The organism is Pseudolactococcus yaeyamensis, from assembly GCF_054658615.1.
The window spans coordinates 1-1,083 of sequence record NZ_BAAGGP010000189.1; the positions used below are offsets into that span (position 1 = coordinate 1).

The window sequence follows — 1,083 nt, forward strand, 5'->3', positions numbered from 1 at the left end:
CAAACTATCCTCGAAAACTTTGCCAAACTCCTCAATCTCAACGAAGGTATCTGCCTCAACTAGTGTACCGAGCAGCACGAGTAACAAAATATCACTAAGTTTATGTTTTACTTTTATTGCTTGGCGCAGATCTGTGACGCTTTCTAAATACGCGTAGATTTCGTACATCATGAACTCCCTTAATAGCTTTTCTTTTACTTTAACATAAATAGAGATACTAGGGAATTATTTATTTCATGCGTTTGTCGTGGTCTTGAAAAGTAGGGCTTGAAATCCGTTCCATTTTTTGGTAGACTAGATAGGTGCGTAATGGACGCATACAAACCGCTCATCCGCTGAGGCGTGTGCCAAGGGCACGAATACTAAGGTGAGTCTTAAGATGAGTAGAAGAGGAGAATAATAATGAATCCATTAGTCGAAGCTATCAATGAAGGTCAACTTCGCAGTGACATCCCTGCTTTCCGTCCTGGTGACACTGTGCGTGTTCACGCTAAAGTTGTCGAGGGCACTCGGGAACGTATCCAGCTTTTTGAAGGTGTTGTCATTGCGCGTAAAGGCCAAGGCATCTCAGAAACTTATACAGTTCGTAAAATTTCAAATGGTGTTGGTGTAGAACGTATCTTTCCAATCCACACACCACGTGTTGAACAAATCGAAGTGGTACGTTACGGTAAAGTCCGTCGTGCGAAACTTTACTACTTGCGCGCCCTTCAAGGTAAAGCAGCTCGTATTAAAGAAATCCGTCGTTAATTTGTCGGTGAAAAGAGGCTGTGACGAAAGTCCTACAGTCATCAAACGAAAGAAGCAAACTAAGCAATCAACTATTGATTAGGCTAGTTTGCTTTTTCTAATTTTTCTTATGTTTAGCAGTTTCCCATCAAAACCTGTAATCACATAAAAGTTACATCTATATGTATTGTGCAAGAGCTGTCTCCTGCTTCCCACTATCGCAAAATTTGGCCGTCAGACAGGGATTTTGTCAAGTCTAACTTGACATCAAACTGAAACTTAAAGAAATGAACACACTTTTTTGAAAGGTGTTTTTTTCTTTAAATTCATCAAATTGAAATTTTGACTAATTTT

2 protein-coding genes are annotated in these 1,083 nt (G+C 39.7%); one reads left to right on the forward strand and one right to left on the reverse strand.

Features of this window, described 5'->3' with window-relative positions:
- Positions 1-171, reverse strand: a 171-nt coding sequence (locus ACYQ21_RS15635; protein WP_460059608.1) for a transposase family protein, incomplete at its 3' end; no start/stop codon positions are given.
- 231 nt (positions 172-402) lie between these two features.
- Here ACYQ21_RS15635 and rplS point away from each other — a divergent pair.
- Positions 403-750, forward strand: coding sequence for a 50S ribosomal protein L19 (gene rplS / locus ACYQ21_RS15640; protein ID WP_460059606.1), 348 nt, complete (start codon positions 403-405; stop codon positions 748-750).
- The last annotated feature ends 333 nt before the right edge of the window (positions 751-1,083 follow it).

Coding starts and splice junctions, on each gene's coding strand:
- rplS (WP_460059606.1), top strand. CDS start 403: ATGAATCCATTAGTCGAAGCTATCAATGAAGGTCAACTTCGCAGTGAC.